We start from the raw sequence: 6,127 nt of genomic DNA on the forward strand, positions 1-6,127 counted from the left end.
CGGAGTCACAGAATCCCCGCGAGGGCATCGACCAGCGACTGCCCTCCCCTGCGATCCAGCCAGCGCGCCTGCATCCCGAAGGCCTGCGGCCCGTCAAAGTCGCAGCGCTTGCTGTCGCCCACGAAAACCGTCTCGGCCGGAGCGCAACCCAGCTCGGCGCACGCGAGCCGGTACATCGTCGGGTGTGGCTTGGCCACCCCGACCTCGTAGGAGAGCACGTAGGCGTCCAGCTCGGGCACGAGGCTGCGCACGGCCGGGCCGTACTCATAGGCAAGGTTCGAGCAGACGGCAAGCCGCAGGCCTGCGGCCCGCGCTTTGGAGAGCACGTCGGCCACCTCGGGAAACAGGCGCAGGCCGGACAGCTCTTCGGCCAAGTCTGCTTCCATGATGTCCAAGCTGCTCTCTGCGCCCAGCTCGACGGCGATGGTCGCCATCGGCACGTTGCGCGTGAGGCAGGCGAGCCGATCCACCGGCCGCCCTGCCGTGTCCACCAGACGCCCGTAGGGTGCCGGGCGCGTGGTGTAGCGGATCAGGGTGCCGAAGGCGTCAAAGACAATGGCTCTCGTGGGCTTCATGTATATATATACCTACCTATATACCTACATACCTACTCGAACAGCTCGCGCTCGAACTCGACGCCAGCTACCACCAGCGGCTCGCCGCTGGGCCAGCGCTTGGGCGGCTGGTGATCGCTGATGACCTGCACGTCGCTGTCGTCGTTGACCACAGCCACGTCGGCGGCGTGCAAAGCGGCTTGCTTGCTCGCGCGCTCGAAGCGGCAGGTGTTGGGGTCGAATGTCCAAAAGCGCATGTCAGCCTCCTTGGTCTTGAGCTTTGCGGCGCTCGTGCTCTTCGAGCAGCCGCTGGTAGGAATCGAATTCCGGGGTGCCGGGCGTGGCGAAGTTGGGCAGCATGACCAGCTCGAACTCTTCTTCAATCACCGGCCGTCCCTTCACCGGCTCGGGCATCAGGTCGGCGAGCAAGCGCAACACCGCTCTGGCCCCGGTGCGGATCGCGACGGCGTTCTTGCTGTCGGTGGCGGCATAGCCCTTTTGGATGCCGGTGCGAATGACGCCTAAGCGCTCGGCCAGCGTGTCGAGTTCGTACTGGGCTACCGACTTCAAGTGCTCTTCGTCCTGTTTGACGCGCCACTCTTTCCACTCTTCCTGCTCGGCCGGGGTGAGGATGGCGGCCACGTCGGCAGGTAGTTCGCGCGCTGCGCGGTCGAACTTGGCCACCACGCGCTGCACGTTCTTCCCCTCGGGGAAATCCGGCGTTACCTCGCGGACGCGGCGCAGGCATTGGACGGTTTTGCCATCGTGGTAGTTGCCATCTTGGTCACGGTGGCGGACGGTCTTGAACTGCATGGGCTGCGTTCTCTTCTTCTAGTTGGTTGCGTATGTGTAGAACTATACGCAAAAGCTCAAAAGTCTGCTACTATTCGCTTGCGGTCGGTAGGTATATATATACTTACCGAGTCACAGGGCCGGGGATGCACCCGGCAGGTCGAGGGCCAGCCGCCGCGCTGCCCATTGGTATGTATATACATAGATAGGAGCACCCATGATCTTCGCGTGTGTCAACACCAAGGGCGGCGTCGGCAAGACCACGACCGCCGTACATCTGGCAGTGATGCTGGCCCGTCAGGGCAAGACGCTGCTCATCGACGGCGACCCGCAGGCCTCGGCCGCGAGCTGGGCCGCATGGCGTCGTGAGACGCAGTACGACCCGTCGCCCACTACCACCTGCCTCGCTGGCAAGGCGATCTTGGCCGAGGGCAAGCAACTGGCCACCGGCTTTGAGCACGTTGTCGTCGATGCAGGCGGCCGTGATTCTGTTGGTCTGCGCTCCGCGCTGCTGCTGGCCCAGCGAGCCGTGATCCCGGTCGGTGCGTCCAACCTTGACGCCGCCGCGATGACCGACTTGCTCGAAGTCGTCGAGCTGGCCCGTGACTACAACCCGGAGCTGGACGTGCGCGTGCTGCTGACCCGTGTCGATCCCCGCACCAAGGATGCGGCTGAGATGCTGGAATTCTTGGCCGAGCAGAAGTTGACCGTGCTGCCCACCAAGGTCTGCGAGCGCGTTGCCTTCCGGCGTGCCATCGGCGAAGGCGCTACGGTGCAGGAGCTTGGCCGCGACCAAGCCGCGATCAGCGAGATGGAAGCGTTCTTCCGCGAGGTGATGGCATGAAGGCAAAACCCGACATCGGCTTTGCCCAGCGCAAAGACTTGAACGAGTTTTTGGAAAGCGGCGCTGCTGATCGCGCCGAAAAGCCTGCTGCGGCACCAGTTGCTGCGCCACCGGCTGCAACACCGCCCGTGGTCGAGGAAGGGCCGCGCTACGGCCGCGCTCGGGTGCAAAAAATCTTCAACTTCCCCGAAGAGCTGGCTGATCGGCTGCGCGAGGAAGCGCTCGCACGATCCAAGCAGAAGGGCGGCAGGGTCACGGAGAAGGACATCGTGATCGAGGCGCTGGAAGCCTTCCTCAAGGGCTTATAGGTATATATATACCTATCTATGTATATATATAACGATTTCCAGTATGGACTATAGTCCATACAAGTGACGACACCAACACCATGTAGCGACAGGCGCAACGAATTCTGATATTGTTGCGATTGGGCGCGGTATAGGGTATAAACGATGCTGACGACAACTGCTAGTGTGGTCGCGCCGAAGGTTTTGAAGGAACTCATCGCCGCTGGGTCGGTTTCCGCCGCCCGAGTGGAACCCGGTGACAAGGGCCTTCTGATCGTGGTGCGGGCCGGAATGAATGAGCGAGTGCTGGGTGCTGCCCGTGGCGGCCTTCGGTACTTCCAGAGTCTCGACGGCGCTGCAAGCGTTTTGCAGGGCTACGGGATCATGAAGTTTGATGTGAACACGGAGCACTGGGTGCCCAAGACGATGGTGCGCGGCTACAAGCAAGCCCCGGCGTCTTTGGATGCCGACGAGTGACCGTCATGGCAAAGGAGAGAGCTGACCAGACAGCAGAAAACTGGAGAGTCAGAAACGACAAAGCCCGCTTTGGCGAGCGGGCCTTGACAGATAAACCGGGCAGGGTGCCCAGACAAATACAGCGTTCGCTTTGGCGGGTGAACTCTGTACCAGTGCAATAAAGCGACTGAAAGTGCTTCCATTGTACGAGTCTTAGCCCCTGCACGCAAGCGTGCGCACGCCCCTACGGGACGTGTGATGAGGGGTTATGGCAGGTACAACGGCACAGACACGAGACAACCAGACCGCAGATCGCTTTTTCCAGTCGGGCACCGCGCTCAATCGCGTGCTCACGGAAGCGCCCTATCTGCCGCGTTGCTCTGACGACAAGACGGCCACCCGCGTCCGGCCGCGCGAATACGCCATTCGCTACCCCTACATGCAGGTCAATCGGCCCGGCTTTGTGAGCTGGCTGATCTTCGACCTCGACCACACCAAGGCGATGATCTGGGAGGACGCTGGGCTTCCTGCTCCCAATCTGATCGTCCGCAACCGCCAAAGCGGCCACAGCCACCTCTACTACGCGATTCCCCCGGTCTGCACGACCGAGGCCGCCCGCAGCAAGCCCATCGCGTACATGAAGGCCGTCTACGAGGCCTTCGCTGCCCGGCTCGATGCCGACACCGACTTCCACAGCGGCCCCGTGGCCAAGACGCCCGGCCATCCTTGGTGGCTGACGCACGAGCTGCACGCCCACGTCTACGAGCTGGGGGAGTTGGCCGACTACGTGGACTTGGCTGTGTCCAGCCCGTGGGGGAAGGGGCCGCAGTTCGACGAGGTGAGCCATTCCCGGCACTGCATCCTCTTCGAGCACCTGCGCCACTACGCCTATTCCATCGTGAACCGTGAGCGCGAGCGCGGCTCTTTTGCCACCTTCACGCGGCTGCTCGAAGCCTATGCGCACAACCGCAACAGCTTCCAGAAGCTGGGCTTCATGGACAACCTGGCCCAGTCCTCACTCAAGGCCACGGTGAAGTCGGTCGCCCGCTGGACGTGGGATCGCTACACCGGCTGCGGCCGGTGCCACCGGGGCGTGATGCAGCTCGACAAGGACTTGCCGCTGATCGAGCGGCAGCGCCTCGCCGCCGCCCGCACCCACGACGTGCGCCACAAGGCCACCGAGTCCAAGGTGCGCGCCGCGTGCCGCCTGCTGCAACAGAAGGGCGAAGCCCTCACGCAAGCCGCTATCGGCCGCGTGGCGGGCCTCACAAGGCAGACGGTGGCCACCTACAAGCATGTGCTCGAAGAAGTGCTCAAGCCCGTCGCCGTGGCGATTTTGGGGGGCGCTTCGGGCAAGGCCGAGGATGTTAAACATGGTGCACATCAGGTAACTGCCGCCCCGCAGGGGGCCGGGGTTCCGGGTGCTGCTTCGGTGTCCCTTGAGCTGTTTCCTGCTGGGCCGGGTGTCGTGCCTGTGCTGGATGGCTGAGATGGAGCTGGTTTTGGTTTTGAGTAGCCCCAGCGTTTTTCAAACGCGAGTAGCCGCAAGTGGGTTGTGGGTAAGTCCGCAGGACTTATCCATCATCCCGCGCGCAGGGCGAAGCCCGGAGGGTGTTTCGCCGCGCGTCAGCGCGGCCCCCCTGTCACTTTTCGGCGTGGCGGCCGTGTCGGTTGAATGGAGTTCGGAGGATGTAGCGTATGGCTCGACGGTCTTTTGACGATGAAACGCTCGCATGGGTGCGAGAGATGCCGCTGTCGCAGGTGCTCGACAAGCTGCGCGATGATGGTCAGTTGTTCTGGCGTCGCGATCCTGACTTCGTGCCGGAGAAGGACAAGCGGACGGTGCGGCTGTTTTTGTCGTCGCCCTCGGGCTTTGCTTGGGAAGTTCTGGTGACGGGCCTCAAGTGGTTTGACGTGCGCGCAGGGAAGGGTGGAGGTGGCGGCATCGACCTCGTGATGCACCTGTTGGGCATCGACTTCGTGAAGGCCGTCAAGCTGCTTTCGTCCGGTGCCGGTGTGGCTGGCCAGCGTCGTCCAGTTCGGCCGCAGTGAAATTCGGGCGGCTCGCTGCTGCGCATCGACCGGGCTCTCGTGCTTCGCATCGAGCCTCGTGCCGAGTCTCGACCCCTGCGGGCTTCGATCTTCCCTCCCTGTCGGTCGGCCTGCCGCTTTCGCCGTCCCGGCGACCGAAACCCCTTCGGTTTCGGCTTCCCGCGTGGGGTCTTGCCCCACACGTCGCGGGGGAATGTGGGCGGGCTTTGCCCTTGACATCCCCCTCTGACGTGAGGCTCTGGTCGTTCCAGCCGCATCAAGGGTGCGCTGCGCCGTGATCCTCACCCGTTCGGTGCTCGGGCTGCGCCCTGTGCTCCGCGTGCGGCTTCCGGTCACGCCCTTGACCCGGCTTCCACTTGAAAACCGTATGTATATAGGTAGGTATATATATACATAAATCGAGCGAATCAAGCGGCTTGTGTGGCGCTGGGGAAGTCGTGACGCAAGGATGGTGGCTTGTTCATCACCGGAGATCGACTCCCATGCAAACTACCAAAACCACCCCGTACCACTGCGCCGAGCTGCGGCGCTCTGTGCCCGTGCTCCAGCGGATCGAATGGGTGAGCGGGATCGGCCAAGACGATGCCGAGCCGGTTGTGCTCGCCGAGGCCTGTGCGCTGGCCAGCCGCTGCCCGAGGGTCGCGCACTGCCCGCTGACGGCCGACGAGTAGGGCGGCTCGATGGCCGCCCCGGAAGCCCCAGCTTGCGGGCTGGGGCGGGGTCACGGTCAGTCCTTGAGCAAGACGATGTGGTGTGTGATGCCTGTGGCGATCAGCACAGCGTGCTCGTTGTTGCGGAACGGGTAGCCGTTGTGTGCGATGACGATGATGCGCATGAAATTCACCTCCTTTCTGGGCAAGTTGCCTCACACCTATTTATGCGGCGGCGCTGAAAAGGGGGTCGATTCAGAAAACGGAATTTAAAGCACGCTAAGGAATGCTCGATCCAGCAACGGCGCGGCTTTGCGTGTGGCGTCTGCCGCTGGAAGCGGCGTTTCGGCTGTTCTCGAAACTCGGCAGTCTCGGCGGCTCGATTCGAGAGCGGTTTTCGAGAACGGGACGGACAAGGCCAGCACTGGCGCGGCCCGCATTCTCACGGTGGCTTCTTGAAAATGGGATCGTCTCAGAAAACGGAAAATAAAG

Annotated in this window: 9 protein-coding genes; 6 read left to right on the top strand and 3 right to left on the bottom strand. The window is 62.8% G+C overall.

Annotation, left to right across the window (positions count from 1 at the left end):
* Positions 1–5: 5 nt before the first annotated feature.
* From P353_RS18750 to P353_RS18760, 3 genes are read right to left on the bottom strand one after another with little or no spacing between them, the layout of a single operon-like run.
* Positions 6–575: an HAD family hydrolase gene (locus P353_RS18750; RefSeq protein ID WP_034372876.1), complete on the bottom strand. Its 570-nt coding sequence runs from the start codon at positions 573–575 to the stop codon at positions 6–8.
* Between the two features lie 32 nt (positions 576–607).
* Complete coding sequence (locus P353_RS18755) at positions 608–811, bottom strand: hypothetical protein (RefSeq protein WP_034372879.1); 204 nt, start codon at positions 809–811, stop codon at positions 608–610.
* Position 812: 1 nt separating this feature from the next.
* Positions 813–1,367, bottom strand: a complete 555-nt coding sequence (locus tag P353_RS18760; RefSeq protein WP_034372882.1) for a hypothetical protein — start codon at positions 1,365–1,367, stop codon at positions 813–815.
* Positions 1,368–1,563: 196 nt separating this feature from the next.
* Here P353_RS18760 and P353_RS18765 point away from each other — a divergent pair, with 196 nt between their 5' ends.
* The 6 genes from P353_RS18765 to P353_RS18790 all read left to right on the top strand — a co-directional run bounded on the left by P353_RS18765 (position 1,564) and on the right by P353_RS18790 (position 5,656).
* A complete protein-coding gene (locus P353_RS18765; protein ID WP_034372885.1) occupies positions 1,564–2,190 on the top strand; it encodes a ParA family protein in 627 nt (208 codons plus the stop codon).
* On the top strand, positions 2,187–2,498 hold the full coding sequence (locus P353_RS18770; RefSeq protein ID WP_034372888.1) for a hypothetical protein: 312 nt from the start codon (positions 2,187–2,189) through the stop codon (positions 2,496–2,498). Before P353_RS18765 ends, P353_RS18770 begins: the two co-directional genes overlap by 4 nt.
* Before the next feature lie 144 nt (positions 2,499–2,642).
* Positions 2,643–2,954: a ParC family partition-associated protein gene (gene parC, locus P353_RS18775; RefSeq protein ID WP_034372891.1), complete on the top strand. Its 312-nt coding sequence runs from the start codon at positions 2,643–2,645 to the stop codon at positions 2,952–2,954.
* Between the two features lie 247 nt (positions 2,955–3,201).
* On the top strand, positions 3,202–4,422 hold the full coding sequence (locus P353_RS18780) for a replication initiation protein (protein WP_034372894.1): 1,221 nt from the start codon (positions 3,202–3,204) through the stop codon (positions 4,420–4,422).
* A gap of 209 nt (positions 4,423–4,631) precedes the next feature.
* The gene (locus tag P353_RS18785; protein WP_034372897.1) at positions 4,632–4,985 is read left to right on the top strand and encodes a hypothetical protein; all 354 of its coding nucleotides are present in this window, start codon (positions 4,632–4,634) and stop codon (positions 4,983–4,985) included.
* A gap of 482 nt (positions 4,986–5,467) precedes the next feature.
* Complete coding sequence (locus P353_RS18790) at positions 5,468–5,656, top strand: hypothetical protein (protein ID WP_034372900.1); 189 nt, start codon at positions 5,468–5,470, stop codon at positions 5,654–5,656.
* Positions 5,657–6,127 lie beyond the last annotated feature (471 nt).

Source organism: Comamonas testosteroni, assembly GCF_000761245.1.
GTDB lineage: Bacteria > Pseudomonadota > Gammaproteobacteria > Burkholderiales > Burkholderiaceae_C > Comamonas > Comamonas testosteroni_C.

Excerpts from the sequence above, each read along its gene's own strand:
- P353_RS18750 (WP_034372876.1), bottom strand. The coding sequence starts at position 575 with ATGAAGCCCACGAGAGCCATTGTCTTTGACGCCTTCGGCACCCTGATC.
- P353_RS18755 (WP_034372879.1), bottom strand. The coding sequence starts at position 811 with ATGCGCTTTTGGACATTCGACCCCAACACCTGCCGCTTCGAGCGCGCG.
- P353_RS18760 (WP_034372882.1), bottom strand. The coding sequence starts at position 1,367 with ATGCAGTTCAAGACCGTCCGCCACCGTGACCAAGATGGCAACTACCAC.
- P353_RS18765 (WP_034372885.1), top strand. The coding sequence starts at position 1,564 with ATGATCTTCGCGTGTGTCAACACCAAGGGCGGCGTCGGCAAGACCACG.
- P353_RS18770 (WP_034372888.1), top strand. The coding sequence starts at position 2,187 with ATGAAGGCAAAACCCGACATCGGCTTTGCCCAGCGCAAAGACTTGAAC.
- parC (WP_034372891.1), top strand. The coding sequence starts at position 2,643 with ATGCTGACGACAACTGCTAGTGTGGTCGCGCCGAAGGTTTTGAAGGAA.
- P353_RS18780 (WP_034372894.1), top strand. The coding sequence starts at position 3,202 with ATGGCAGGTACAACGGCACAGACACGAGACAACCAGACCGCAGATCGC.
- P353_RS18785 (WP_034372897.1), top strand. The coding sequence starts at position 4,632 with ATGGCTCGACGGTCTTTTGACGATGAAACGCTCGCATGGGTGCGAGAG.
- P353_RS18790 (WP_034372900.1), top strand. The coding sequence starts at position 5,468 with ATGCAAACTACCAAAACCACCCCGTACCACTGCGCCGAGCTGCGGCGC.